26 protein-coding genes are annotated in these 26,513 nt (G+C 67.1%); 14 read left to right on the top strand and 12 right to left on the bottom strand.

Annotated elements, in window-relative coordinates:
- Window positions 1-65: 65 nt before the first annotated feature.
- Both rpsO and GEM_RS05730 read right to left on the bottom strand, forming a co-directional pair.
- Entirely contained in the window at window positions 66-335 is a 270-nt protein-coding gene (gene rpsO / locus GEM_RS05735) for a 30S ribosomal protein S15 (protein ID WP_014896498.1), read from the bottom strand.
- A gap of 120 nt (window positions 336-455) precedes the next feature.
- On the bottom strand, window positions 456-1,715 hold the full coding sequence (locus tag GEM_RS05730) for a branched-chain amino acid ABC transporter substrate-binding protein (RefSeq protein WP_014896497.1): 1,260 nt from the start codon (window positions 1,713-1,715) through the stop codon (window positions 456-458).
- A gap of 190 nt (window positions 1,716-1,905) precedes the next feature.
- Between GEM_RS05730 and GEM_RS05725 the strand changes: the two genes are divergently transcribed.
- The 3 genes from GEM_RS05725 to GEM_RS05715 all read left to right on the top strand — a co-directional run bounded on the left by GEM_RS05725 (window position 1,906) and on the right by GEM_RS05715 (window position 5,033).
- A complete protein-coding gene (locus GEM_RS05725; RefSeq protein ID WP_014896496.1) occupies window positions 1,906-2,418 on the top strand; it encodes a hypothetical protein in 513 nt (170 codons plus the stop codon).
- A gap of 383 nt (window positions 2,419-2,801) precedes the next feature.
- On the top strand, window positions 2,802-3,443 hold the full coding sequence (locus tag GEM_RS05720; RefSeq protein ID WP_014896495.1) for a carbonic anhydrase: 642 nt from the start codon (window positions 2,802-2,804) through the stop codon (window positions 3,441-3,443).
- 39 nt (window positions 3,444-3,482) lie between these two features.
- Window positions 3,483-5,033: a SulP family inorganic anion transporter gene (locus GEM_RS05715; RefSeq protein ID WP_014896494.1), complete on the top strand. Its 1,551-nt coding sequence runs from the start codon at window positions 3,483-3,485 to the stop codon at window positions 5,031-5,033.
- Between the two features lie 71 nt (window positions 5,034-5,104).
- Here the strand turns inward: GEM_RS05715 and GEM_RS05710 are convergent, their stop codons facing one another.
- From GEM_RS05710 to GEM_RS05685, 6 genes are all read right to left on the bottom strand, one after another.
- Window positions 5,105-6,649: a 2-isopropylmalate synthase gene (locus GEM_RS05710; protein ID WP_014896493.1), complete on the bottom strand. Its 1,545-nt coding sequence runs from the start codon at window positions 6,647-6,649 to the stop codon at window positions 5,105-5,107.
- 313 nt (window positions 6,650-6,962) lie between these two features.
- Complete coding sequence (gene pssA, locus GEM_RS05705) at window positions 6,963-7,835, bottom strand: CDP-diacylglycerol--serine O-phosphatidyltransferase (protein WP_014896492.1); 873 nt, start codon at window positions 7,833-7,835, stop codon at window positions 6,963-6,965.
- Between the two features lie 15 nt (window positions 7,836-7,850).
- Window positions 7,851-8,495, bottom strand: a complete 645-nt coding sequence (locus GEM_RS05700) for a phosphatidylserine decarboxylase (RefSeq protein WP_014896491.1) — start codon at window positions 8,493-8,495, stop codon at window positions 7,851-7,853.
- A 127-nt stretch (window positions 8,496-8,622) separates the two neighbouring features.
- The gene (gene ilvC / locus GEM_RS05695) at window positions 8,623-9,639 is read right to left on the bottom strand and encodes a ketol-acid reductoisomerase (protein WP_014896490.1); all 1,017 of its coding nucleotides are present in this window, start codon (window positions 9,637-9,639) and stop codon (window positions 8,623-8,625) included.
- Between the two features lie 94 nt (window positions 9,640-9,733).
- Window positions 9,734-10,225: an acetolactate synthase small subunit gene (gene ilvN, locus GEM_RS05690; protein WP_006750445.1), complete on the bottom strand. Its 492-nt coding sequence runs from the start codon at window positions 10,223-10,225 to the stop codon at window positions 9,734-9,736.
- 111 nt (window positions 10,226-10,336) lie between these two features.
- Window positions 10,337-12,100 carry an acetolactate synthase 3 catalytic subunit gene (locus tag GEM_RS05685; protein ID WP_014896489.1) on the bottom strand — a complete coding sequence of 588 codons (1,764 nt, stop codon included), beginning with the start codon at window positions 12,098-12,100 and terminating at the stop codon, window positions 10,337-10,339.
- A gap of 354 nt (window positions 12,101-12,454) precedes the next feature.
- Between GEM_RS05685 and GEM_RS05680 the strand changes: the two genes are divergently transcribed.
- The 11 genes from GEM_RS05680 to GEM_RS05630 all read left to right on the top strand — a co-directional run bounded on the left by GEM_RS05680 (window position 12,455) and on the right by GEM_RS05630 (window position 21,970).
- Window positions 12,455-13,018, top strand: coding sequence for an RNA polymerase sigma factor (locus GEM_RS05680; RefSeq protein ID WP_014896488.1), 564 nt, complete (start codon window positions 12,455-12,457; stop codon window positions 13,016-13,018).
- Window positions 13,015-13,440, top strand: coding sequence for a DUF3619 family protein (locus GEM_RS05675; protein WP_014896487.1), 426 nt, complete (start codon window positions 13,015-13,017; stop codon window positions 13,438-13,440). The genes GEM_RS05680 and GEM_RS05675 overlap by 4 nt, the downstream gene beginning before the upstream one ends.
- A 26-nt stretch (window positions 13,441-13,466) precedes the next feature.
- A complete protein-coding gene (locus GEM_RS05670; protein WP_014896486.1) occupies window positions 13,467-14,219 on the top strand; it encodes a DUF3106 domain-containing protein in 753 nt (250 codons plus the stop codon).
- Window positions 14,220-14,225: 6 nt separating this feature from the next.
- The gene (locus tag GEM_RS05665) at window positions 14,226-14,735 is read left to right on the top strand and encodes an RDD family protein (RefSeq protein WP_014896485.1); all 510 of its coding nucleotides are present in this window, start codon (window positions 14,226-14,228) and stop codon (window positions 14,733-14,735) included.
- Between the two features lie 256 nt (window positions 14,736-14,991).
- Window positions 14,992-15,930, top strand: coding sequence for a UDP-2,3-diacylglucosamine diphosphatase (locus GEM_RS05660; protein ID WP_014896484.1), 939 nt, complete (start codon window positions 14,992-14,994; stop codon window positions 15,928-15,930).
- A 30-nt stretch (window positions 15,931-15,960) separates the two neighbouring features.
- Window positions 15,961-16,995 (top strand): glycosyltransferase family 4 protein, encoded by a 1,035-nt coding sequence (locus tag GEM_RS05655; protein WP_014896483.1) that lies wholly within the window; start codon window positions 15,961-15,963, stop codon window positions 16,993-16,995.
- Window positions 16,992-17,528, top strand: a complete 537-nt coding sequence (locus GEM_RS05650; RefSeq protein ID WP_014896482.1) for a diacylglycerol kinase — start codon at window positions 16,992-16,994, stop codon at window positions 17,526-17,528. The genes GEM_RS05655 and GEM_RS05650 overlap by 4 nt, the downstream gene beginning before the upstream one ends.
- 192 nt (window positions 17,529-17,720) lie before the next feature.
- Entirely contained in the window at window positions 17,721-18,476 is a 756-nt protein-coding gene (locus tag GEM_RS05645; protein ID WP_014896481.1) for a TetR/AcrR family transcriptional regulator, read from the top strand.
- Window positions 18,473-19,054 (top strand): TIGR00730 family Rossman fold protein, encoded by a 582-nt coding sequence (locus GEM_RS05640; protein WP_014896480.1) that lies wholly within the window; start codon window positions 18,473-18,475, stop codon window positions 19,052-19,054. The genes GEM_RS05645 and GEM_RS05640 overlap by 4 nt, the downstream gene beginning before the upstream one ends.
- Window positions 19,055-19,086: 32 nt before the next feature.
- Complete coding sequence (locus GEM_RS05635) at window positions 19,087-19,848, top strand: SDR family oxidoreductase (protein WP_014896479.1); 762 nt, start codon at window positions 19,087-19,089, stop codon at window positions 19,846-19,848.
- 226 nt (window positions 19,849-20,074) lie between these two features.
- Window positions 20,075-21,970, top strand: a complete 1,896-nt coding sequence (locus GEM_RS05630; protein WP_041490619.1) for an ArnT family glycosyltransferase — start codon at window positions 20,075-20,077, stop codon at window positions 21,968-21,970.
- 112 nt (window positions 21,971-22,082) lie between these two features.
- Here GEM_RS05630 and GEM_RS05625 read toward each other — a convergent pair whose 3' ends face one another.
- From GEM_RS05625 to GEM_RS05610, 4 genes are all read right to left on the bottom strand, one after another.
- Window positions 22,083-22,700 (bottom strand): DUF924 family protein, encoded by a 618-nt coding sequence (locus GEM_RS05625; RefSeq protein ID WP_014896477.1) that lies wholly within the window; start codon window positions 22,698-22,700, stop codon window positions 22,083-22,085.
- Window positions 22,697-23,428: an alanyl-tRNA editing protein gene (locus GEM_RS05620; RefSeq protein ID WP_014896476.1), complete on the bottom strand. Its 732-nt coding sequence runs from the start codon at window positions 23,426-23,428 to the stop codon at window positions 22,697-22,699. Before GEM_RS05620 ends, GEM_RS05625 begins: the two co-directional genes overlap by 4 nt.
- A 103-nt stretch (window positions 23,429-23,531) precedes the next feature.
- Window positions 23,532-23,942 carry a group II truncated hemoglobin gene (locus tag GEM_RS05615; protein ID WP_014896475.1) on the bottom strand — a complete coding sequence of 137 codons (411 nt, stop codon included), beginning with the start codon at window positions 23,940-23,942 and terminating at the stop codon, window positions 23,532-23,534.
- A 42-nt stretch (window positions 23,943-23,984) separates the two neighbouring features.
- Window positions 23,985-26,489 carry an ABC transporter permease gene (locus tag GEM_RS05610; protein ID WP_014896474.1) on the bottom strand — a complete coding sequence of 835 codons (2,505 nt, stop codon included), beginning with the start codon at window positions 26,487-26,489 and terminating at the stop codon, window positions 23,985-23,987.
- Window positions 26,490-26,513 lie beyond the last annotated feature (24 nt).

The raw sequence follows: 26,513 nt of genomic DNA, 5'->3' as shown, positions 1-26,513 counted from the left end.
CGCAAAAACAAAATGCCTGTATCAGCGGACTGACACAGGCATCTTGCTGGCGGCAATCGCCTCGATTACTTACGCAGACCCAGCTTCTCGATCAGCGCGCGGTAACGGTCAGCATCCTTGCCCTTGAGGTAGTCGAGCAGCTTGCGGCGGCGGCTCACCATGCGCAGCAGGCCGCGGCGGCTGTGGTGATCCTTCGCGTGGGACTTGAAGTGACCCGTCAGTTCGACGATACGCGCGGTCAGCAGTGCGACCTGGACTTCGGGCGAACCCGTGTCGTTGGTAGCGCGGGCGAACTGAGCAACGACTTCCGACTTCTTGATATCTGCAACAGACATGTGATTTCCTTGATTTTCCTACTTGCTAACTGAACACGCGGACACGGAAGAATGGCCGTGCCGTGACTTACAACCGGCGGGCATTGTAACACAACTGTACGCCGTTCCTACCGCTGCCTGTCACGGGCGCGTCATCGAACACGTCGACGGCATCTGCGTGCGCTGCGCAGGCACCGCGAGGACCGTCCGGAAGCCGTAGCCCGAGCCCTCGTTGTCGAAGCGCACGCCCGGCGTGCCGGCCTTGTCCATTTCCATGACATAAAGGGGCTGGATCAACTGATGGTCCTGCGCGCGCATGGTCGACGCGTGGAAGCCGTCGTCGAACGACAGCCCCTCCAGCGCGCGCGCCACCGCGACGGGGTCGGCCGAGCCGGCCCGACTCATCGCGGCCGCGAGCATCTCGATCATCAGGCTCATGCGTCGCACCGGATAGTCGTCCTGGGCCGCCGGGAAACGGGTCCGGAACGCGCGATAGAACGCGTCCGACTTCGCGCTGCCCGCGTTCGGATGCCAGTCCGCGACGGCCACCACCCGCCCGACGCCCGCGTCACCGAGCGCTGCCGGCGCACCGAGGCTGTTGCCGTAGAACGTATAGAACTTCGTGTTCAGCCCCTGCTCGCGCGCCGCCTTCACGAGCAGCGTGAGGTCGTTGCCCCAGTTGCCGGTCACGACGGCGTCCGCGCCGCTCGCCCGGATCTTCGCGATGTACGGCGAGAAATCCTTGATCCGGCCGATCGGATGAAATTCGTCGCCGGCGATCGTCACGTCGGGGCGCCGCTCGGCCAGCGCCTGCCGCGCCAGCGCGCTGACGTCGTGGCCGAAGCTGTAGTCCTGGTTCAGCAAGTAGACCTTGCGCAGCGCGCGGTCGCGCGCCATCACGTCCGCCAGCGCGGCCATCCGCATCCCCGCGTGCGCGTCGAAACGGAAATGCCAGAAGCTGCAGCGTGCGCCGGTCAGTGCCGGATCGTCGGCCGAATAGTTGAGGAACAGCATCCGGCTGTCGGGATTGCGGGCGTTCAGCTTGTCGAGCGCCGCGACGAGCGCAGCCGCGACCGCCGAGCTGTTGCCCTGTGCGACGAAACCGATGTGCCGGTCCGCCGCCGCGCGCAACTGCACGAGCGCCTCTTCCGGGCTGCCCTTGCTGTCGAGGACCACGAGTTCGAGCGGATGCGCGCCGTCGCGCAGCTTCACGCCGCCCGCCGCGTTGACCTGCTCGACGCCGAAGCGCAGGTTGCGCTCCACGGCCGCGCCCGCGTTCGCGAACGGGCCCGACATCCCTTCGATCAGCGCGATCCGCACCGGCTCGCTTGCCGCGAACGCGGATGACACCAGCATCCACCCCGCGCTCAACGCGAGCGCGCACCGTTTCCACAGCTGCATCGGCTACCTGCCCTTCAATCTGTCCGAGAAGCGCGGATCATAGGCCGCCGGCCCTGCCGCCCGCAAGCACGGCGCAAAACCACACCCCGACGGGCCCTGGCCGGTGATCCGCACCGATTTTTTCGGTGTGATGCGCCGCCGCGCGCCGTCCGTGATACAACTGAACCGTTAGCGAGTTCAGGAGAATCTCATGCGCATTCGCATTCCCGTGCGCCTGCCGGTGCTGGTCGCCTGCGCGGCGGCACTGCTCGCCGGTTGTGCGCAACCATGGCAGCAATACCAGGCCGGCCAGGACGAGTCGGCGATCGTCGCGCGCATGGGCCCGCCGCGCGAGATCTACGACCTGCCCGGTGGCGGCAAGCGCCTGATGTGGCCGACCCAGCCGATGGGCGAGACCACCGTCGCGGCCGACGTCGACGCAGCCCACCGGATCGTCAACGTGCGCCAGGTGCTGCAGCCGAGCGAGTTCTATCGCGCGGAAATCGGCAAGTGGACCAAGACCGACGTGCTCGTCAATTTCGGCCGCCCGGTCGAGACGTCCTACTTCCCGCTGATGAAGCGCGAGGTGTGGACCTACCGCTATCTCGAAGACAACGTCTGGTACATGATGTACAGCTTCTACTTCGATCCGCAGGGCATCCTGCGCATCACGCAGAAAACGCCGGACCCGCTGCACGATCCCGACCGCCGCAACCTGTTCTGATCGATTGCACGATTTCCGCGCAATTTCGCAATGGCCATTCACGAATGATTGCGTGAATGGCCATTTCATTTTTTCCGTCATATTCGATTAATCCGGAAATTCAGCCGGCAATCCTTTCCGATCGACCACGCACGGGAGGCCATCGCGCAGAGCCCCGTGCCATGCGGCCCTTAGCGGGAAACAAGCATGCTCGATGCATATCATGCGTTGCCTTGGTGCATGCGATGCACCGCGCCCGATCGAGTTGAAACAATTTGTATCAGTGGCACAGGGCGCTAGGGCATACCCCTAATATCAGTCGAAATCCAACCTTTCAATTTAGAAAGAATGTTGTTGTGCCATTTCGATTGATCTTCGTTTGTCCTTATTTCAAAGGAGTCCTCATGAACCGCCCCAAGAGCATGCTGGTTGCCAACATCGCCTGGGCCCGCGAGACGCGCGAACACACGCCTGGCTTCTTCGACGCGCTCGCGCGCGGCCAGAACCCGCGCGTGCTGTGGATCGGCTGCGCCGACAGTCGCGTGCCGGCCGAAACCATCACGCACAGCGTGCCCGGCGAGTTGTTCGTCCATCGCAACATCGCGAACCTGTTCCATCCCGACGATGACAATTCCGCGAGCGTGCTCGAGTACGCCGTGCGCGTGCTCGGGGTCGACCACGTGATCGTGTGCGGCCACTACGGATGCGGCGGCGTGCGTGCATCGCTGCTGCCGCCGCCGGCCGACCTGCCGCACGTCGCGCGCCGCATCGCGCCGCTCTGCGCGCTCGCGCGGCGCCATCGCGACACGCTCGACGGGCTCGACGACACGGCCGCAGCCGACCGCCTCGCCGAGCTGAACGTGCTCGAACAGGTGCGGCTGCTGCGTGCATCGCCGATCGTGCATGGCCGGCAGCGTCCGCCGCTCGTGCACGGCTGGATCTTCTCGCTCGCCGACGGCCGCCTGAAGGAGCTCGATTCGGGCTACCCGGCAACGCCGGCCGAAGTCGAACCGGAGCATGCCGCCACGGCCGCCGCACTCGGCTGACCCGCGCCCTCCCCCTACGCCAATGAAATCGCCCCAACCATGAAACTGAACGAGCGCCTGTCCACCCTGCCGCGCGACATCGTCGCCGGCATCGTCGTTTTCCTCGTCGCGCTGCCGCTGTGTCTCGGCATCGCCAATGCATCGGGCGTCGAGCCGTTCGCCGGGCTCGTGTCCGGCATCGTCGGCGGCATCATCGTCGCGCTGCTGAGCGGCTCGTCGCTGTCGGTCAGCGGGCCGGCCGCCGGCCTCGTCGTGATCGTCGTCGAAGGCATCGCGCAACTCGGCAGCTTCTCCGCGTTCCTGCTCGCGGTGCTGCTGTCCGGCGTGCTGCAGTTCGGCTTCGGCATGCTGCGCGCCGGCCGCTTCGCCGCCTACGTGCCGTCGCCCGTCATCAAGGGCATGCTCGCCGCGATCGGCCTGCTGCTGATCGTGAAACAGATTCCGTTCGCATTCGGCATCGGCGGGCCGGCCGCGCAATCGTTTGCATCATGGCCGGGTTTGCCGACTGCGTGGGCTGCCACGGCCATCGCGCTCGTCTCGCTCGCGCTGCTGAGCGCCTGGGACACGCCGGCGCTGAAGCGCTTCGCATGGGTGCGCGCGGTGCCTGCGCCGCTGGCGGTCGTCGTGTTCGGTATCGGCGCGACGCTCGTGCTCGGTGCTGTCGTGCCGTCGGTCGCGCCGGGCGCCGCGCATCGCGTCACGCTGCCCGAGCTCGAATCGTTCGCAGCACTCGCGGCATCGCTCAAGCATGCGGAGCTCGGCCCGAACTTCGCGCAGCTCGTCAATCCGGACGTGTGGCGCGTCGCGATCACGCTCGCGGTCGTCGCGAGCCTCGAGACGCTGCTCAGCCTCGAAGCGGTCGAACAGATCGATCCGAAGCGTCGGCCGACCCAGCCGGACCGCGAACTGAAGGCCCAGGGCGTCGGCAATCTCGTCGCGGGCGCGGTCGGCGGGCTGCCGATCACGTCGGTGATCGTACGCAGTTCGGTCAACGTGAACGCGGGTGCGCAAAGCAGGATGTCGGCCATCGTGCACGGGATCCTGCTGCTCGCCAGCGTGTTCGCGCTCACCGGGCTGATCAACCTGATCCCGCTCGCGAGCCTCGCAGCGATCCTGATCCACACCGGCTTCAAGCTCGCGAAACCGGCCCTGTTCCGCTCGGTGCTGAAGCAGGGCCCGGCTGCGTTCGTGCCGTTCGCCGCGACGATCGCGGGCGTGCTGGCGGTCGACCTGCTGTTCGGCATCGCGCTCGGCCTGGCGTGCAGCGTGCTGGCGGTCGCGGTGGCGAACCTGAAGAGCCCCGTCACGCTCGCGCAGCACGACGACCACTTCCTGCTGTCGTTCCGCAAGGACGTGTCGTTCCTCGGCAAGGTGCAGGTCAAGCATCACCTGCGGCACATTCCGGACCGCGCGGCCGTGATCATCGACGCGACGCGCGCCGACTACATCGATCACGACGTGCTCGAACTGCTCGACGCGTTCGTCGCCGATGCGCCGCGGCGCGGGATCGCGGTCGAATTCCGTCGCCGCAGCCCGGCGCCGCGCCCGGCCGCGCGCCGCTGGCTGTTCCGTGCGCCGGCCGCAGAATGAGCGGCGCATGAAAAAACGCCCCGGGCGGCACCAGGCCGCACGGGGCGTTTCGAGCGCTCGACGCGCGGCGCTTATGAGCGCTGCGGGTTGAGCTTGTCGTCCTTCGAGTGCAGCTTGTTCAGCGCGGCGATGTACGCCTTCGCGGAAGCCGCGACGATGTCCGGATCGGTGCCGACGCCGTTGACGATCCGCCCGCTCTTCGACAGCCGGACGGTCACTTCGCCCTGCGCCTGGGTGCCGGTCGTGATCGCGTTCACCGAGTACAGCAGCAGTTCCGAACCGCTGCCGACTTCGCTCTCGATCGCGTTGAACGTCGCATCGACCGGGCCGTTGCCGCGCGCCTCGCCGGTCACTTCCTTGCCCTCGACGCCGAATACTACCTTGGCCTGCGGCTGCTCGCCGGTTTCCGAGTGCTGCGACAGCGACACGAACTTGAAGTGTTCCTGCTCGTGCGCGAACGCCGACTCTTCGGAGACGATCGCGATGATGTCTTCGTCGAAGATCTCGGACTTGCGGTCGGCCAAGTCCTTGAAGCGCATGAACGCGGCGTTCAGTTCGGCTTCGCTGTCGAGCGACACGCCGAGCTCCTGCAGGCGCTGCTTGAACGCGTTGCGGCCCGACAACTTGCCGAGCACGATCTTGTTCGCGGTCCAGCCCACATCTTCCGCGCGCATGATCTCGTAGGTGTCGCGCGCCTTCAGCACGCCGTCCTGGTGGATGCCCGACGCGTGCGCGAAGGCGTTCGCGCCGACCACGGCCTTGTTCGGCTGGACGACGAAACCGGTGATCTGCGACACGAGCTTCGACGTCGGCACGATCTGCGTCGTGTCGATGCCTACGTCGAGGCCGAAGTAGTCCTTGCGGGTCTTCACGGCCATCACGATTTCTTCGAGCGACGTATTGCCCGCGCGCTCGCCGAGACCGTTGATCGTGCACTCGACCTGGCGCGCACCGCCGATCTTCACGCCGGCCAGCGAGTTCGCCACCGCCATCCCGAGGTCGTTGTGGCAATGCACGGAGAAGATCGCCTTGTCCGAGTTCGGAATGCGTTCGCGCAGCGTCTTCACCAGCTGGCCGTAGAGCTCCGGCACGCCGTAGCCGACCGTGTCGGCGATGTTGATCGTCGTCGCACCCTCGGCGATCACGGCTTCCAGCACGCGGCACAGGAAGTCGAGATCCGAGCGGCTGCCGTCTTCCGGCGAGAATTCGACGTTGTCGGTGAACTTGCGCGCGAAGCGCACCGCGAGGCGCGCCTGCTCGAACACCTGGTCCGGCGTCATCCGCAGCTTCTTCTCCATGTGCAGCGGCGACGTCGCGATGAACGTGTGGATCCGCGAGCTGTTGGCCGGCTTCAGCGCGTCGGCTGCGCGCTGGATGTCCTTGTCGTTGGCGCGCGCCAGCGAGCAGATCGTGCTGTCCTTCACGAGACCGGCGATCGTGTGGATCGCGTCGAAGTCGCCGTTCGAGCTGGCCGCGAAACCGGCCTCGATCACGTCGACCTTCATCCGCTCGAGATGCTTCGCGATACGGATTTTCTCTTCCTTCGTCATCGACGCGCCGGGCGATTGTTCGCCGTCACGCAACGTCGTATCGAAAATGATCAGCTTGTCTGTCATGGGGGGCTCCAGGGCTCTTTATACGGAAGTCAAACGTAATGAGATCGCGCCACCGCTGGCGACGCTCAACAACAGACGAGGCTTGACGGAGGGCGAGAACGGTCAGCGCGGCAGGCGCGCCAAAGCTAGCGCGCGTAGCGGCGCACCGGCTAGAAGGAGGGAGAGGCGGGAAAATGCGGTCATGCCGAAGACTATAGCGGCATTCCGCCGGGTGCGCAATCGGACGGCACCCGCGGTGCCGGGCCGCGCCGAGCGAAACAGGGGCAAATGAAAACGGCGGCCCCGAGGCCGCCGTTTCCGGACCGGTTGCGCGTCAGTGATCGCGCTGCGACGAGCGCGCGGGATTCGCGCGCCCCCGGACGGCCATATAGGCCCAGAACACGTAGCCCGACAGCCCGTACAGCACGAACAGGCAGAACAGCATCAGCGGCGGATCGGACGACACGAGCACGAACGCGACGACGACCAGCAGGATCGCCGCGAACGGCACGCGGTGGCGGACATCGAGCGCCTTGCCGCTGTAGAACGGCGCGTTCGACACCATCGTCACACCCGCGTAGATCGTCAGCGCGAACGCGACCCACGGCAGCCAGCCGAGCTTCATCGGCACGCGGTTGTCGGTCGCGAGCCAGACGAAGCCGGCGATCAGCGCGGCGGCGGCCGGGCTCGGCAACCCCTGGAAGAAACGCTTGTCGACGCTGCCGATGTTCGTATTGAAGCGCGCGAGTCGCAGCGCGGCGCCCGAGCAGTAGACGAACGCGGCGAGCCAGCCCCAGCGGCCGAGATCCTTCAGCACCCACTCGTACATCACGAGTGCGGGCGCGACGCCGAACGACACCATGTCCGACAGGCTGTCGAACTGTTCGCCGAACGCGCTTTGCGTATGCGTCATCCGCGCGACGCGCCCGTCCATCCCGTCGAGAACCATCGCGACGAAAATTGCGATCGCGGCGATCTCGAAGCGCACGTTCATCGCCTGCACGACCGCGAAGAAGCCGCAGAACAGCGCGGCGGTCGTGAATGCGTTCGGCAGCAGGTAGATGCCGCGCGTCTTCAGGAACCGCTGGCGCGCGGCGCGGCGGCTCTCGAGCGGCGTGGGATCGGGCGCCATCACCTTGTTGCGGCGGAACGGGCGTGGCGTCTGGCTGGAGCCGTTGCGCGGCCGGCGCGGTTTGAATGCGGCCATCGTGCGTCCCGCCGCTTACTGTTCGAGCTCGGCGAGGATCGTCGACGACGCGTAGACCTTCTCGCCGATCGACACCTTCGCGCGGCTGCCAAGCGGCAGGTACACGTCGACGCGCGAACCGAAGCGGATGAAACCGTAGCGCTGGCCGCGCGACAGCGGCTCGCCGGCGCGCACGTAGCAGAGGATCCGGCGCGCGACGAGGCCGGCGATCTGCACGGCGGTGACGGTCTTGCCGCTCGCCGTCTGGATCACGACCGCATTGCGCTCGTTCTCGGTCGACGCCTTGTCGATCGCCGCGTTCAGGAACGCGCCCGGGAAATACTCGACCTTGGAGATCGCGCCATCGACCGGCGAACGCTGCGAATGGACGTTGAAGACATTCATGAACACGCTGATCTTCAGCGCTTCGCGGTTCGCGTACGGATCCTGCGTGGTCTCGACCGCGACGATGCGGCCGTCCGCCGGGCACAGCACCGCGTTCGGCTGCGCCGGGATCGGGCGCTGCGGATCGCGGAAGAACTGGACGACGAAAACGAGCAGCAGCCAGAACGGCCACGCGAAGCCGAAGCCCCCGATGGCGTGGATCAACAACGCGATGACGGCTGCAATCGCGATGAACGGCCAGCCTTCGCGCGCGATGATCGGATGAGGATAGTTCATGGGTTCGTTCGGTGTTCGGTGAATTGCAAAGCCCGTAGGATAGCAAAAGCCGCCCGGGGCACTACTGCCTTCGGGCGGCTTTTTGATACCGACCCTCCACTCGAAGGGCCGGAACAGCACGCGGTGCTTAGTTCTTCGTCTGGTCGACGAGCTTGTTCTTCGCGATCCACGGCATCATCGCACGCAGCTTCGCGCCGACCTGCTCGATCTGGTGCTCGGCCGTCAGGCGGCGGCGCGACTGCAGCGTCGGAGCACCTGCCTTGTTCTCGAGAATGAAGCTCTTCGCGTACTCGCCCGTCTGGATGTCGGTCAGGCACTGCTTCATCGCCTTCTTCGTCTCTTCCGTGACGACACGCGGGCCCGTCACGTACTCGCCGTACTCGGCGTTGTTCGAGATCGAGTAGTTCATGTTCGCGATGCCGCCTTCGTAGATCAGGTCGACGATCAGCTTCAGCTCGTGCAGGCACTCGAAGTACGCCATTTCCGGCGCGTAGCCGGCTTCGACCAGCGTCTCGAAACCTGCCTTGATCAGCTCGACGGTACCGCCGCACAGCACGGCTTGCTCGCCGAACAGGTCGGTTTCGGTCTCTTCACGGAAGTTCGTCTCGATGATGCCGGCACGGCCGCCGCCGTTCGCTGCAGCGTACGACAGCGCGATGTCGCGTGCCGCGCCCGACTTGTTCTGCGCAACCGCGATCAGGTGCGGCACGCCGCCACCTTGCGAGTACGTGCCGCGCACGGTGTGGCCCGGTGCCTTCGGCGCGATCATGATCACGTCGAGGTCGGCGCGCGGGATCACCGCGCCGTAGTGGACGTTGAAGCCGTGTGCGAATGCCAGTGCGGCGCCCTGCTTGATGTTCTCGTGCACTTCCTTCGCGTACACGTCGGCGATCTGCTCGTCCGGCAGCAGCATCATGACGACGTCCGCGCCCTTCACCGCTTCCGCGACTTCCTTGACCGACAGGCCGGCGTTCTCGGCCTTGCTCCACGACGCGCCGCCCTTGCGAAGGCCGACCGTCACGTTCACGCCGCTGTCCTTCAGGTTCAGTGCGTGTGCATGGCCTTGCGAGCCGTAGCCGATGATCGTGACTTGCTTGCCCTTGATGAGGGAGAGGTCAGCGTCTTTGTCGTAGAAAACGTTCATGATGGTTCCTTCGCTAATTCAAAAATTCAACAATTCGTTCGGATTGGGTACTGCGGGCCGGGACATGACGGCGCACCCGGCGTGCCTCTTGGCATTACACCTTCAGGATGCGCTCGCCGCGTCCGATGCCGGAGCTGCCGGTACGCACGGTCTCTAGGATCGCGCTGGCGTCCAGCCCCTGGATGAATGCGTCGAGCTTGTCGCTCGCGCCCGTCAATTCGATCGTGTAGGTCTTTTCGGTCACGTCGATGATGCGGCCGCGGAAAATGTCCGACATCCGCTTCATTTCTTCGCGCTCCTTGCCCACTGCACGTACCTTGATCAGCATCAGCTCGCGTTCGATGTGTGCACCGTCGGTCAGGTCCACCACTTTCACCACCTCGATCAGGCGGTTCAGATGCTTCGTGATCTGTTCGATCACGTCGTCCGAGCCAATGGAAACGATGGTGAGCCGCGACAGCGATTGGTCTTCGGTCGGCGCCACCGTCAAGGTTTCGATGTTGTAGCCGCGTGCGGAAAACAGACCGACCACGCGCGACAGCGCGCCCGGTTCGTTTTCCAGCAGGACGGAAATGATGTGTCTCATGTTCACTTCTTCCAGAATGTGTCCGTGTCGATTCACACGCGCCGCGCGCCGCCTGGTGCCGCACCGCCCTTCGTGAAGGCGGCCGCTCCGGGCCTCGCGCGCGTCGCGCCGTTACAGATCTTCCGATCCGAGCAGCATCTCGGTGATGCCCTTGCCGGCCTGTACCATCGGCCAGACGTTTTCGGTCGGATCGGTCTGGAAGTCGAGAAACACGGTGCGGTCCTTCAGGCGCAGCGCTTCCTTCAGCGCCGGCTCCACATCCGAGGTCTTTTCGATCCGCATGCCGACATGGCCGTACGCTTCGGCGAGCTTCACGAAGTCAGGCAGCGCATCCATGTACGAATGCGAATAGCGCTTGCTGTATTCGATCTGCTGCCACTGGCGGACCATGCCGAGATAGCGGTTGTTCAGCGAAATGATCTTCACGGGCGTGTCGTACTGCAGGCAGGTCGACAGTTCCTGGATGCACATCTGGATCGAGCCTTCGCCCGTGATGCACAGCACGTCGTCGTCCGGGTGCGCCATCTTGACGCCCATCGCTGCCGGCAGGCCGAAGCCCATCGTGCCGAGGCCGCCGGAATTGATCCAGCGACGCGGCTTGTTGAAACGGTAGAACTGCGCGGCCCACATCTGGTGCTGGCCGACGTCCGAGCACACGAACGCATTGCCGTCCGTCAGTTCCCACGCCTTCTCGACAACGTACTGCGGCTTGATGATCTCGCTTTCGCGGTCGAACTTCAGGCAATCTTTCGAGCGCCAGCCCTCGATGTCCTTCCACCATTGCGCAAGCGCCTCGGTGTCGGGGCCATGCTCGGCCGTCTGCAACTGCTCGATCAGCTCCTTCAGCACTTCCTTCACGTCGCCGACGATCGGGATATCGACCTTCACGCGCTTCGAGATCGACGACGGGTCGATGTCGATGTGGATGATCTTGCGCGGACGCGACGCGAAGTGCGCCGGGTCGCCGATCACGCGGTCGTCGAAGCGGGCGCCGATCGCGATCAGCACGTCACAGTGCTGCATCGCCATGTTCGCTTCGTAGGTGCCATGCATGCCGAGCATGCCGAGGAACTTCCTGTCCGACGCGCGATAGCCGCCGAGGCCCATCAGCGTGTTCGTGACCGGGTAGCCGAGCAGGTCGGCGAACTGGTTCAGTTCGCGCGCCGCGTCGGCGAGGATGATGCCGCCGCCCGTGTAGATGTAAGGACGCTTCGCCGACAGCAGCAGCGACACGGCCTTGCGGATCTGGCCCGAATGGCCTTTCGTGACGGGGTTGTACGACCGCAGCGACACGCTCTTGACCGGCTCGTACTGGCACGGCGTCTTCGAGATGTCCTTCGGGATGTCGATCAGCACCGGGCCCGGACGGCCGGTACGGGCGATGTAGAACGCCTTCTTGACGGTTTCCGCGAGGTCGCGCACGTCCTTCACGAGGAAGTTGTGCTTCACGCACGGACGCGTGATGCCGACCGTATCGCATTCCTGGAATGCATCCTGGCCGATCGCGGCAGTCGGCACCTGGCCGCTGATCACGACCATCGGGATCGAATCCATGTAGGCCGTCGCGATGCCGGTCACCGCATTGGTGACACCGGGGCCGGACGTCACGAGACAGACGCCGACGTTGCCGGTAGAGCGCGCATACGCATCGGCTGCGTGCACGGCCGCCTGTTCGTGGCGCACCAGCACGTGCTGAATCTTGTCCTGCTTGTAAAGCTCGTCGTAGATGTAGAGTACCGAGCCGCCGGGGTAGCCCCAGATGAATTCGACGTTCTCGTCGGCCAGTGCCTTCATGAGCACGGTGGCGCCGATGGAGTCGCTATCGGGAGGGGAAAGGGGTTCCGACGTGGAGAATTCCGCGCTGGGCATGTTCATTTTGACCTTTCGAATTTTCGGCAAAAAATTGATCGGGTGCTCTCTGCCGGGCTTGTGGCTCGGGTTCAAGCGGCGCGTCCAGTTTGAAGGGCGGGCTTCTTGGGCCAGCCTCAAATGAGACCATCACTTCATGTTGCGAATCATTGACGATAGCGGGTCGTGATTGGGCCGTCAAGCAAAATATCCCGCAGCGCATCATGCCCCTCGCCCGGCCGGCCGCGGACGCGGCTCGCGCGCAACGTACCGCGCCGTCACCGGTGCCAAGTCGCGCGAAAATTTGTTAGCATCCGCGGGTTTTACGAAATTTTTCGACCTTTTTCACACGCCGCAGTCCGCAGCGCATACCTTTACGGAATGGCATCAGACAAGGAACTCGCCGACTTTCTGGCGGGCGTCGAGAGGCGCGCGTTCAAGCAGGCTGCATACGCCGTGCGTGACGACGACGCGTCGCTCGACATCGTGCAGGACGCGATGATCAAGCTGGCGGAGAAATACGGCGACCGGCCGGCGGCCGAACTGCCCCTGTTGTTCCAGCGGATCCTGCAGAACGCGATCCACGACTGGTTCCGCCGGCAGAAGGTCCGCAATACGTGGGTCACGCTCTTCTCGTCGCTCAACAACACGGACGACGACGACTTCGATCCGCTGGAAACGCTCGAATCCGCAGACGACAACGCGGGTGTCGAGAGCACCGAGCATCGCCTCGAGCGGGAGCAGGTTCTGGCCCTGATCGACGAAGAAATCCAGAAACTTCCGACGCGTCAACGGGAAGCGTTCCTGATGCGTTATTGGGAAGATATGGATGTCGCCGAGACTGCCGCCGCAATGGGGTGCTCCGAAGGCAGCGTCAAGACGCACTGCTCGCGAGCCACCCACACCCTGGCGCAAGCGCTCAAGGCCAAAGGAATCACGCTATGAGCTCCGCTCCCGTAAATCGAGAACACGAATTCGCGCTGAAGGTCCGCCGCGCGCTGGACGAACGTGCCGCGGCGCTGCCTGCCGCGACCACCGACCGTCTGGCCGTCGCGCGCCGGGCCGCGCTCGCGCGCAAGAAACCGGAAGCCGCGACCGCGCCGGTGTTCGTGCCGGCCTTCGCCGGCGCGGCCGGCGCATATGGGCCGACGCCCGTGAGCCGCCCGCCGGCGTCATTCGCGCGCCGCCTGCTGCGCGCGTGGCCGCTCGCGCTGCTGCTCGCGGGGCTCGTCGGCATCGCCTACTGGGAAGACATGCAGCGCACCGCCGAACTCGCCGACATCGACGCGGCGATGCTCAGCGACGACCTGCCGCTCAACGCGTATCTCGATCACGGGTTCAACGCGTATCTTTCGCACGCGCGCTAACAGACAATAACGAGGGGATCGTACGGGTGAGTCAGAAACGCGGCCTGGCCGTATTTTTCGGATGCGTGATCGCGATCGCCGTTTCCTACGTCGCCACCTATTCCCGATTCAACCCGCCCCCCGCGACGGTCTCCGCCGCGGCCAGCAGCGCGCCCGCGCCGAGCTCGGCCGCCGCCGGGCTGACCACCGAACTCGCCCCGCTGCCCCTGCCGGCCACCAACGGCCCGCTGTCGTGGGCGCGCCTGACGCCCGCGCAACGGGCGGCACTCGCGCCGTTCGCCGACCAGTGGGACGGCTTCAGCGACGCCCGCAAGCGCAAATGGCTGAAGATCGCATCGCGTTTCGCGAAATTGACGCCTGATGCGCAGAAGCAGCTGCAGGACAGGATGTCCGAATGGGCACGAATGACACCCGAGCAGCGCCGCGTCGCGCGCGAGAATTACCAGAGTGCGAAGGAGCTGTCGGCCCAGGCACGCGAACGCGCGTGGAAGGCCTACCAGCAACTGCCTGAAGAACAGAAGGAGCGCCTCGCCGCGACCGAGCGCCGCCGCCGGCCGAGCGTCGTCAGCGCGCCGCCGACCGGCGCCGACCGCGACGTGCGTCGCCTCGTCAATTCGCACGAGCATCCGGCGAGCAGCCCGGCACCGGTGCCCGCCTCGGCCAGCGCCGGCGCACCGCCTGCGGCCGCGGCGTCCACGCCCGGCACCGCGCCCGCCGCGCCGGCTACCGTCACCCCCGTGTCGCCGGCCGACGCGCCGTCGATGTTCAAGGGTTCCTGAGCGGCCGTGGCGAGCCCCCCCGCACGCCAGGCCCCGGCCGTCACCGCGCCATCCGTGCGGCGGCGCCTCGCCGCGATGCTGTACGAAGCCGTGTTGCTGTTCGGCGTCGTGTTCTTCGCGGGCCTCGCATTCAGCCTCGCGACGCAGCAGCGCAACGGCCTCGTCCATCACAACCTCCTCGCCGCGTGGATCGCACTCGTCGCAGGCGCGTACTTCGTGTGGTTCTGGACCCACGGCGGCCAGACGCTGCCGATGAAGACCTGGCGGCTGCGGCTCGAATCGTCGAGCGGCCGGCCGCTGAACGCCGGCCATGCGCTCGTCCGCTATGCGCTCGGCTGGCTGTGGTTCCTGCCACCGCTCTCGCTGCATCCGCTCCTCGGCCTGTCGGTGCCCGTCACGCTCGCGCTCGCCGCCGCATGGATCGTCGTGTGGGCCGGCGCCGCCCGGCTGCACGCCGATCGCCAGTTCCCGCACGACCGCATCGCACGCACACGCGTCGTCGCGATTCCGCGCTGACGCGCCGCTCCGCCCGCGCCAGCGCGGCTGCAGCACGTCGCATCCATCAGACGAAAAGCCGCGAAAACGCTCGCATGGCCGCCCCGCACGGCTTGCCCCATAGCCGGAACGCCGTCGGTTCGGCAGGTTACGCAACGCCGCCGCATTCACTGCTAAACACGCAGCAACGACAGTAATAAGAACGTCTCGTGACTGTCACGGCAAGGTCACGCCCGCATGGCGCAATGCCTGTACTGTCAACCGGCGCGAGTCATGCATGGGCCAGAAAACGTCCGCGACCTCCCTGTTTCGTCAACCGCTCGGCGCCCGCGCCGTCACCGCCTTCCTGTCCGGCTCGGCCGCAACCGATGCCCTTTCGTCGCACGAGCCGCCTGCCGCGCACACCACGCAGCATGACGACCCCGAACCGTCCGCCCATCGCTACCGCACGATCTGGCTGTCCGACATCCATCTCGGCTCGAGCGGCTGTCAGGCGCCGTACCTGCTCGACTTCCTGCGTCACAACGACTCGGAATACCTGTACCTCGTCGGCGACATCATCGACGGCTGGCAGCTGAAGAAAGGCTGGTACTGGCCGCAGGCGCACAACGACGTCGTGCAGAAGATCCTGCGCAAGGCGCGCAAGGGCACGCAGGTGGTCTACATCCCGGGCAACCATGACGAAGGCGCGCGGCAGTTCTGCGACCTCGCGTTCGGCGACATCCAGGTGCGCGGCGAGGCGTTCCACACGACGCTCGCGGGCAAACGTTTGTGGATCGTGCACGGCGACCTGTTCGACGGTGTGATCCAGCACGCGAAATGGCTCGCCTACCTCGGCGACACGCTCTACACGCTGATCCTCGTGCTGAACCGCTGGTTCAACCGGATCCGCAGCCGGCTCGGCTTCCAGTACTGGTCGCTGTCGCAGTACCTGAAGCACCAGGTGAAGAACGCCGTCAATTTCATCTCGCAGTTCGAGACCGTGATGACCGACGAAGCACGCCGCCGCGGCTGCGACGGCGTCGTGTGCGGGCACATCCACAAGGCGGAGATCCGCGACATCGACGGCGTGCTGTACTGCAACGACGGCGACTGGGTCGAAAGCCTGTCGGCGCTCGTCGAAACGATGGAAGGCGAACTGAAGATCATCTACTGGACGGCAATGCGCACCGCGCCGTCCGCTGCCCCGTCGCGCAAGGCCAAAGCCACCGCCTGACACAACTCCACTTACAGGACACATGCCGCGATGAAGATCATGATCGTCACCGACGCGTGGGAACCGCAGGTCAATGGCGTCGTGCGCACGCTGAAGAGCACGACGCGCGAACTCACCGCGCTCGGCCACCGCGTCGAAATGCTGACGCCGCTGGAATTCCGCACGGTGCCGTGCCCGACCTACCCCGAGATTCGCCTGTCGATCCTGCCGTACCGCAAGCTGCGCGCACGGATCGATGCGTTCGCACCCGATGCGCTGCACATCGCGACCGAAGGGCCGCTCGGCCTCGCCGCGCGACGCTATGCGCGCGCACGCAAGCTGCCGTACACGACCGCATATCACACGCGCTTTCCCGAATACGTACAGGCGCGCTTCGGCATTCCGCTGTCAGCGACCTACAAGTTCCTGCACTGGTTCCACGGACCGTCGCTCGCGGTGATGGCGCCGACGCCGGTCGTGAAGCAGGACCTCGAGAAGTTCGGCTTCACGAACGTCGTGCTGTGGACGCGCGGCGTCGACCTCGATATCTTCCGGCCGATGGAGTCGAAGGTGCTCAATACCGCGCGGCCGATCTTCCTGTACGTGGGCCGCGTCGCGATCGAGAAGAACGTCGAGGCGTTCCTGCGCCTCGACCTGCCCGGCTCGAAATGGGTCGCGGGCGAAGGTCCCGCGCTCGCGGAGCTGAAGTCGCGCTATCCGGAAGCGAACTATCTGGGCGTGCTGTCCCAAGCGGAGCTCGCGAAGGTGTATGCTGCGGCCGACGTGTTCGTGTTCCCGAGTCGCACCGACACGTTTGGCCTCGTGCTGCTCGAGGCGCTCGCCTGCGGCACGCCGGTCGCCGCGTATCCCGTCACGGGCCCGATCGACGTGCTCGGCGGGGGCCATGCCGGCGCGATGCACGAAGACCTGCAGGAAGCCTGCCTCGAGGCACTGAAGATCGAACGCGATACCGCGCGCGCGTGGGCCGAACGCTTCTCGTGGCGCGCGGCATCCGAGCAGTTCGCGTCGCATCTGAAGCCGCTGCCGAAGACTGCGTACTCGCCCGCCGAAGGTGCCGCCGTTTGAAACGAGACCTGAACGACAAGACCCCGCCCCCTGCCGCGACCACGCCACGGCATCGTCCGTTCGACGAGGAAGAACCGCACACCGACGCGGACGTGCACGCGCACGAGCCGCTCGGCCCCGACGATGGTCTCGCGCCGCTGGCGCCGAACCCGTACAAGCGCCACCGCGGCATCACGCGCGCGTGGTACGCGCTCAAGCATTCGCTGAACGGCTTTCGCGTCGCGATCCGCGAGGAAAGCGCGTTTCGCCAGGAACTGACGCTCGCCGCGCTGATGCTGCCGATCGGTGCGTTCGCACCGGTGCCGGCCGCATCGCGCGCGCTGCTGATCGGCTCGGTGCTGCTGGTGCTGATCGTCGAGTTGCTGAACTCGAGCGTCGAGGCCGCGATCGACCGCATCTCGCTCGAGCGCCATGAATTGTCGAAGCGTGCGAAGGACCTCGGCAGCGCGGCCGTGACCGTCGCGCTGTTCGCGTGCGTGACGACGTGGGGCTTCGTGCTGGGCCCCGTCGTCGCGCGCTGGCTCGGGTTCTAGCGGCGCATGCGGCAGCGTCCGCGTGCGGCGGCGCACCATGCGCCGGATGCATCGCAATCACGAAATGCGCCCGAAGCGGCGAAACCGCGGTTTATAATCGTCCGCTAGACTTAGAACAGCAACCCGCGCCGGACGAATCTCGCAGCATCGATTGCAGCGCCCGCCAGTCCGGCACACACAGGGCCGGACGACATGGAAGCGAAACCTCCCCGCCGCACCCGCGAACGGATTCTCGAGTTGTCGTTGAAACTCTTCAACGAGATCGGCGAGCCGAACGTCACGACCACGACGATCGCCGAGGAAATGGAAATCAGTCCAGGCAACCTGTACTACCATTTCCGCAACAAGGACGACATCATCAACAGCATCTTCGCGCAGTTCGAGCAGCAGATCGAACGGCGGCTGCGCTTCCCCGAAGATCACCGTCCGACGATCGACGAGACCTGGTCGTACCTGCAGTACATGGCCGACTTCATGTGGACCTACCGGTTCCTGTATCGCGACCTCAACGACCTGCTCGCGCGCAATCGCACGCTCGAGACGCACTTCAAGCAGATCATCAGCCACAAGGTGCGCTTCGCGCACGACATGTGCGAACTGCTCGTGTCGGACGCCGAAATGGTCGCGACGCCCGCCGAGATCGAAGTCATTGCAACCAACATGGCCGTGATCTCGACGTACTGGCTGTCGTATCAGTACGTGATGCACCCGCGCAAGTACAACGACCAGGATGCGATCCGCGAAGAACTGCACCAGGTGAGCATGCACGTGATCTCGATCATGGCGCCCTACCTGCGCGGCCGTTCGCGCCAGCTGTTCGACGATCTCGTCTCCGGCAAGCTGCCCAAGCGCGAGTTCACCGACTACCTGCCGCCGCGCGACGGTTCGCCCCGCCCCGCGGGCAGCCCGGTCACCGCCAAGCCCGCCGCCAGGGACCCCAAGCAATGAAGGCAGTCTGCGTTTACTGCGGCTCGTCGCCCGGCGTGCGGCCCGTCTATGCGGACGCCGCGCGCGCGTTCGGCCGCGCCCTCGTCGATGCGGGCCTCACGCTCGTCTACGGCGGCGGCCGCGTCGGACTGATGGGCGTGATCGCCGATGAAGTCATGGCGGCCGGCGGCCGTGCGGTCGGCGTGATCCCCGAACTGCTCGTCGACAAGGAAGTCGGCCATGCCGGGCTGTCGGAACTGCACGTCGTGCCCGACATGCACCATCGCAAGAAGATGATGGCCGACCTCGCCGACGCATTCGTCGCGATGCCCGGCGGCGCCGGCACGCTCGAGGAACTGTTCGAGGTCTATACGTGGGCGCAGCTCGGCTATCACCGCAAGCCGGTCGCGCTGTACAACATCGATTCGTTCTACGATCCGCTGATCGCGCTGCTGCGCCATACGGTCGACGAAGGCTTCATGCGCCCGGCCTATTTCGACGCGCTGTGCATCGACTCCGAGCCCGTCGGGCTGATCGACCAGCTGCGCCGCTACCAGCCGCCCGCCCGCGACAAGTGGGCGCCCGATGCGGCCAAGTAACGCCGAGTAATCGTCACCGGGAGCCGCACGCGATGCCTGCACCGACCGAGCGCAAGGCTGTCCTCATCACGGGCGCGAGCCGCGGCATCGGCCGCGCGACCGCCTTGCTCGCGGCCGAGCGCGGCTGGGACGTCGGCATCAACTACGCGCGCGACGCGGCGGCAGCCGAACTGACCGCGCAAGCCGTGCGCGACGCCGGCGCACGCGCGTGCATCGTCGCCGGCGATGTCGCGGACGAAGCGGACGTCATCGCGATGTTCGACACCGTCGTGGCAGCGTTCGGTCGTCTCGACGCGCTCGTCAACAATGCGGGGATCGTCGCGCCGTCGATGCCGCTCGCCGACATGCCGGCCGACCGGCTGCGGCGGATGTTCGACACCAATGTGCTCGGCGCGTACCTGTGTGCGCGCGAAGCCGCGCGCCGGCTGTCCACCGACCGCGGCGGCCGCGGCGGCGCGATCGTCAACGTGTCGTCGATCGCATCCCGGCTCGGTTCGCCGAACGAATACGTCGACTACGCGGGCTCAAAGGGCGCGATCGATTCGCTGACGATCGGCCTCGCGAAGGAACTCGGCCCGCGCGGCGTGCGCGTCAACGCGGTCCGCCCCGGCCTGATCGAGACCGATATCCATGCGAGCGGCGGCCAGCCGGGCCGTGCGGCGCGCCTCGGCGCCCAGACGCCGCTCGGCCGGGCGGGCGAAGCGCAGGAAATCGCCGAAGCGATCGTCTGGCTGCTCGGCGACGCGGCGTCCTATACGACAGGCGCCCTGCTCGACGTCGGCGGCGGCCGATAATCGCGCCCCAAAAGGCCCAAAACGGACCGACTGAAGCGTTTCGTGGTCACGACACCACAAATCTCCACAATATCCTGACGGTTTCAGTAAACATCCGTAAGAAATCCGTGGTCTACTAGCGCCACGCCAAACAGTCGGTCATCCGGCTGTCATCTCGCCTTGATGCGACCCTTATCGGTTCCGGCCCATGTCGCCGGACCGGCTTGACCCGACCGAGATCTTTTCCATGCCAGGAACCGCAGCGCCCGGCCGGCGACGCACGGCCGTGCCCGCTTCGGCCCAGCACACCCGAACAGCCGCCGACACCGACCTCAGCGCGACGCTCAATGCCGCCGGCACGCCCGCCGTGGCCGGCGCCAGCGCGACGAATACCGCCCGCGGTCACGTCATCCGGCTCGGCTGGCAGGCATGGCTGCTGGTCGCCGCGCTGGTCTGCGCATACGTGCTGCCGGGCGTGCTCGGCCACGACCCGTGGAAGCAGGACGAAACCTATACGTTCGGCATCATCCAGCACATGCTCGAGACCGGCGACTTCGTCGTGCCGACCAACGCTGGCCTGCCGTTCATGGAAAAACCGCCGCTCTACGCGTGGGTCGCGACGAGCCTCGCGTGGCTGCTGCAGCGCGTGATGCCGCTGCACGACGCGGCGCGGCTCGCGAGCGCGCTGTTCGCGGCGCTCGCGTTCGGCTTCATCGCGCGCGCGGCGCGCAGCGCCAGCCGGGCCGACAGCTGGCTCGACCTGCGCGTGATCGGGCCGGTCGTGCTGAGCGCGGGCACGCTCGTCGTCATCAAGCACGTGCACGACATGATGACGGACGTCGCGCTGTTCGCCGGCACCGCCATGGGCTTCTGCGGGCTGCTCGAACTCGTGATGCAGCACGTCGCGCGCGCGCGGCAATTGCGGCACGGGCTGCCGGTGCGGCCGTCGGGCCGCTGGGCCGCGCCGATCTTCGGCGCGGGCGTCGGCATTGCGCTGATGGCGAAGGGACTGTTCGTGCCGCTCGTGTTCGCGGCCACGCTCATGGGCGCGCTGGTGCTCTACCCCGCCTGCCGTACGCGCTCGTTCGCGCGGGCGCTCGGCGTTGCCGCGCTGGTGTTCGCGCCGTTCGCGCTGATCTGGCCGACCGCGCTGTTCCTGCGCTCCGAGACGCTGTTCATGACGTGGTTCTGGGACAACAACGTCGGCCGCTTCTTCGGCTTCTCGGTGCCCGAGCTCGGCGCGGAGAACGACAAGCCGTTCTTCATCCTGCGCGCGTTCCTGCTGCTCGGCTTCCCCGTGGCGCCGCTCGCGATCGCCGCGCTGGCGCGCGGGGCATGGCGCGACTGGCGCACGCCGCGTATCGCGCTGCCCGTGCTGTTCGCGGGCATCGGCCTCGCGGTATTGCAAGTGTCCGCGACCTCGCGCCAGCTCTACATCCTGCCGTTCTTCGCGCCGCTCGCGCTGGTCGCCGCGCAGGCGATCGAGCGTCTGCCGCGCGGGCTGCATCTCGCATGGGATTACCTGAGCCGCCTGCTGTTCGGCAGCGCCGTCGCGCTCGCATGGGCGATCTGGGCGGTGATGGCCGATCCGAGTGCATCGCATGCGAGCCTCGCGCCGCTCGGCCGCTGGCTGCCGCTCGACTGGACCATGCCGATCGTGCCCGGGTTCGTGATCGGCGCGCTCGTGCTGACGGTCGGCTGGCTGTGGCTGCTGCCGAAACTGCGTATGACCGGCCGGTGGCGCGGCGCGCTGTCGTGGGGGGCCGGCGCGCTGGTCGCGTGGGGGCTCGTCTATACGCTGCTGCTGCCGTGGCTCGACATCGCGAAGAGCTACCGGTCGGTGTTCGACGACCTGAACACGCATCTCGCGCTCGAATGGAACGAAGGCGACTGCATGGCGAGCCTGCATGGGCTCGGCGAATCGGAAGCGCCGATGCTGTACTACTTCTCCGGCATCCTGCACACGCCGATCAACGACGCGAAAACGACGCGCTGTACATGGATGATCGTGCAAGGCGTGCGGGCCGTGGACCCCGCGCCGGGCAGCGAATGGAAACTGTTCTGGACCGGCGCGCGCCCGGGCGACGACGAGGAACTGCTGCGCGTCTACGTGCGCACGCCCGAACAGCACAACGCGCAGTGATACAGGACGGCGCCGCACGCCGGCGCCGTCGTCAGGTCCGGCCTACGCGCCCCCTCTCCCCGCCCGAACGGCGCGCGAACGCGGCTTCACGCCCGCCCCGCCGCCCCGCACGTCAGAACGACGAACCGGGCTCGCGCAGGAACGCTTGCTCCTCGTCGGTCGACGCACGGCCGAGAATCGCGTTCCGGTGCGGGAAGCGACCGAAGCGCTCGACCACGGCCGCATGCCGCAACGCGAACTCGTAGTAGCTCGCGCACCCCGCCTCTTCGCGGATGCCCGCGCACAGACGCACGGCCTCGCGCTGGCTCTCGTCAGACTCGTCATGTTCGAACGGCAGGTACGCGAACGCACGGTGATGGCCGCTCGGTAGCTGCGCGTCCCAGCCGGCCGCGACGACGCGGCGCGCGAGCGCCAGCGCCTTCGGATCGGCGACGAACGCGCGCGGCGTGCCGCGGTGAATGTTGCGCGAGAACTGGTCGAGTACGACGATCAGCGCAAGCGCGCCCGGCGGCGTATCGGCCCAGCGATCGCAGGCGCCGTCACACGCGGCGTCGAGCAACGCGCCGTAACGCGTGCGCAGCACGTCGTCGAACGCCGCGCCGCCGTTGAACCATACCTTGCGCGTCCGGCCGAACCCGGCCGAATCCGGCTCGCCGAACCAGAAATCGAGAATCTCGCGCGCTTGCGGATCGAGCGTCGTGGCGCTGTCCGTCAGGCTATCAATCGTCATGCAAACTCCAGTACGAGGCGCCGGGTCCGGGCGCTCTTCTTTTCAAGTCTGGCGACCCGCAGGTCGCCGATTTCCGACGTATTGCGCACGTGCGTGCCGCCGCACGGCTGCAAGTCCACGCCCTCGATGCGCAACAAGCGCACGCGGCCGAGACCCAGCGGCGGCTTCACGCTCATCGTGCGCACCAGGTCGGGCCGCTCGACCATCTCCGCGTCGGTGATCCATTCGGTCGTGACCGGATGCGCGCCGTGGACCAGCCCCGCGAGGCGGCGCTCGACGTCGACGCGATCGATTGCGTCCGACGTCGCGAAATCGAGCCGCACATAGTCGGCCGTCACGCTGCAGCCGTCGACCGGATACGGCAGCACCGCGCACATCAGGTGCGCGGCCGTGTGCAGCCGCATGTGGCGGTAGCGGCGCAGCCAGTCGATGTCGGCCACCACGCGCGCACCGGGCGCGAGCGCCGCAATGCGCGCGTCCTGCCCGGCGGCGGGCACGTGCACGACGTCGTCGGGCGTGGCGCCGTCGAACTTCGCCTTGCGCGTGTCGGCGACCGCGATCGTGCTGCCGTCGGGCAGCGTCAGCGTGCCGCTGTCGCCGGCCTGCCCGCCACCGAGCGGATAGAACACGGTGCGATCGAGCCGGATGCCGTCATCGCCGACCGCCGCGACGACGGCGTCACATTGCGTCAGGTACGCATCGTCGCGAAACAGTGCCTGGGTTGTCATCGGGCGAACCTCGTATCCGTGGGAAAACGGTCAGTGTCGCGCCGCACGGCAGATGCACCCAGACGCAGATCGTCCTGCGCCCGGGCAGCGGCGTACCGGTCGATCAACCGGGCCGGTTGCGCATCCAGTCGGCCGTATCGTAGAACGAATGCATGAGCCGCTCGCGCAGCGGCTCGGGCAACCCGACGTCCTCCATCGCCCACGCCATGCAGCGCAGCCACTGGTCGCGCCCGACCGACGCGATCGGGAACGGCAGGTGCCGCGCGCGCAGCCGCGGGTGGCCGAACCGGCTGATGTAGTGGTCGGGGCCGCCGAGCCAGCCGCACAGGAACCAGAACAGCTTGTCGCGGGAGCCGTCGAGCGACGCCGGGTGCAGCGCGCGAATCTCCGCGAACTCGGGCTCGAGGTCCATCAGGTCGTAGAAGCGGTCCACCATCTCGCGCACGCGGGTTTCGCCGCCTACGAGCTCGAACGCCGTCGGCTGCGACGGTGCATCATCATTCACATCGGTCATACGGATAATCGGAAACGGGATATTCGGGGCCGCCGGCGACGCTCATGCGTCGCGCAGCGACTGCAGCGCGGGGCGCAGCAACACATTATGCAGGCTCAGCCAGCCGGCCGCACCGGCGCACGCGACGCCGGCCGCGATGCCGGCCGGCACGAGCCAGGGATCGACGGCGAGCTGGAAGTCGAACACGCGCGACGCAAGCACCCAGCCGACCGCGATCGCGCCCGCCGACGCCAGCGCGCCGGCCAGCGCGCCGACCACGATGAATTCCGCGCGCTGCACCGCATTGACCTGCGCGCGCGACGCGCCGAGCGCGCGCAGCAGCGCGGCCTCCCGCACACGCTCGTCGCGCGAGCCGGCGAGCGCCGTGTACAGCACGAGCAAGCCGGCCGCGAGCGTGAACGCAAACAGGAACTGCACCGCGCCGACCACCTGCAGCATCATCCGCTGCAGTTGCGCGAGGATCGGTGCGACGTCGATCGCGGTGAGGTTCGGGTAGCGCGCGATCAGCGGATCGAGCAGTGCGGCGTCCGATGCCGGCAAATGAAAGCTTGTCAGGTAGACGGCCGGGAAGTCCTTCAGCACCGGCGGCGGCATCAGCACGAAGAAGTTGACGCGGAACGAGCCCCAGTCGAGCTTGCGCACGCTGGTGATCGGCGCGTCGACCGTCAGCCCGGTCACGTCGAAGCGCAGCGTGTCGCCCGGCTTCACGTTCAGCATCTTCGCGAGACCATCCTCGATCGAGATCTGCGGCACGGCCGCGGTACCGAACCAGTCGCCTGCGACGATCCGGTTGTCGGACGGCAACTCGGTCGTATACGACAGGTTGAACTCGCGGTCGACGAGCCGGCGCGCCTCGTCGGACGGATACGCGTCGGGGTTCACCGGCTTGCCGTTGATCGAGACGAGCCGGCCGCGCACCATCGGCGCGGGCACCGCGTCGCGCACGCCGTGTGCGGACAGATAGGCCGCGACGGCGTCGCGCTGGTCGGGCTGGATATCGATCAGGAACTGGTTCGGCGCATCGGGTGGCGTCGACTGTTGCCAGCCGGCGACGAGATCGTTACGCGTGATCGCGATCAGCAGCAGGCACATCAGCCCCAGCGCGAGCGCGGTGATCTGCAGCGCACTGGCCGTGCCGCGACGGTGCAGCGACGCGAGCGCGTAGCGCCAGCCGATGCCCGCGGCCACGCGCGCGTTGCGTACCGCGCGCGCCGCCGCGTACAGCACGAGCCGGGCGATCAGCGCGAAGCCGACCAGTGCGCCGGCGAACCCGCCCGTGACGATCAGCCCGAGCTTCAGGTTGCCCGCGGCGACGATCAGCAGCCCCGCGAACAGCACGACGCCGAGCGCATACGCGGCCCACGCGGTGCGCGACGCGTCGCCCCAGTCACGCCGCAGCACGCGCACCGGCGGCACGCGCGTGAGCGGCGCGAGCGGCGGCAGCGCGAAGCCGAGCAGCAGCACGAGCGCGGCGCCGACCCCGACGAGCGCCGGCCACAGCGTCGGCGGCGGCAGCACCACGTCGATCAGGCCGCCGAGCGCCGCCAGGAGCGCCCAATGGCCGCCGTAGCCGAGCAGCGCGCCCGCAACGCCCGACACGACGCCGATGCCGACGAATTCGAGCGCGAACAGCGCGCCGAGCGTGCGGCGGCTCACGCCGAGGCAGCGCATCGTCGCGCAGCCGTCGAGATGGCGCCGCATGTAGCGCTGCGCGGCCATCGCGATTGCGACCGCCGCGAGCAGCGCGGTCAGGAGCGCGACGAGGGTCAGGAAATGGCGCGCGCGATCGAGCGTCTGCCGCACCTGCGGCTGGCCTTCCTGCAACGATTCGAGGCCGACGCCGCGCAGCTTCCCGCCGTCGACGCGCCCGTGCGCATAGGTTTCGAAGCGCGCGACGGCCGGCTGCTCGCCGGCTACGAGCAGCCGGTACGTGACGCGGCTGCCGTAGCCGGTGAGCCCCGTCGCCGCAAGTTCGTCCGCGCGCATCATCAGCCGCGGCGAGAAATTGACGAACGAGAAGCCGCGATCGAGTTCGCGGGAAATCGACGCAGCGACCGTGAACGTGCGCAGCCCGACGCGCACGGTGGCACCCGCCTTCAGATGCAATGCATCGAGCAGCGCGGGATCGGCCCACACGGTGCCGGGCGCCGGAATCGCGGTCGCCTTGTGCGCCGCGGCGGCGCCGGCCGGCACGATTTCGACCGCGCCGCGCAGCGGATACCCGGGCGACACGGCCTTTACGGCCGCGAGGCGCGCAGGCGCCGCGTCGCTCGCGGCCCCGCCCGTGACGGACGCGATCATGCTCGGGAAGATTGCAGTCGTCGCGGTGCGCAGGCCGAGTGCGCGCGCCTCACGATCGAACGACGGATCGACGGGATGGTCGGCGCGCACCACGAAGTCGGCGCCGAGCATCTGGCGCGCGTCGCGCTCGAGCCCCTGGCGCAGCCGGTCGGCGAGAAAGCCGACGCTCGTCAGCGCCGCGACCGCGAGCACCAGCGCCAGCACGAGCAGCGTCAACTCGCCGGCACGCCAGTCGCGCGCGGTCATTCGCGCAGCCTGCCGGATCAGGTC

The organism is Burkholderia cepacia GG4, assembly GCF_000292915.1.
Classification (GTDB): domain Bacteria; phylum Pseudomonadota; class Gammaproteobacteria; order Burkholderiales; family Burkholderiaceae; genus Burkholderia; species Burkholderia cepacia_D.
The sequence above is the reverse complement of the archived record's forward strand: the minus strand, read 5'-3'. Positions and strand labels throughout refer to the sequence as shown.